This window comes from Haemophilus sp. HMSC071C11 (assembly GCF_001837655.1).
Classification (GTDB): Bacteria; Pseudomonadota; Gammaproteobacteria; order Enterobacterales; family Pasteurellaceae; genus Haemophilus; species Haemophilus influenzae.
Genome location: NZ_KV833425.1, coordinates 1 through 347, shown reverse-complemented (window position 1 = coordinate 347; position 347 = coordinate 1). Strand labels below are relative to the sequence as shown.

Sequence of the window (347 nt, the reverse complement as noted above, 5' to 3'; positions counted from 1 at the left end):
TTAAATCCCTGCCAGTTGCGTTCGATGCAAATTTCCACCGCTTCACAAATCGAAATCCCAGCCTTGTCCGCCTGTTTTTGCAGACGGTTGAGTTGCGTTTGATTAATGACGCCCTTTTTGGCTTTGCGGTGTGCGATAAAATCTTTCGCCAGTTGTCCGGTAATACCGAACTGCTCAAGCAACATTTCGGCTTCGCTTTTTTGCGTAGTTTTTTTAGGTTCATTGACTGGTTCTAAAGAGTGACTGGTTATGGGTGAAATATTTTCACTACCCCCTAGTGCAAAATTTTCACTACCTTGTTCAAGGTGTAAAAAGTATAAATTTGAGATGGAACCATCTTTATTTTT

General features: G+C 41.2%; 1 pseudogene. It reads right to left on the bottom strand.

Features of this window, described 5'->3' with window-relative positions:
- A pseudogene (locus HMPREF2644_RS06115) lies at positions 1 to 347 on the bottom strand (helix-turn-helix domain-containing protein); the annotation flags it as partial.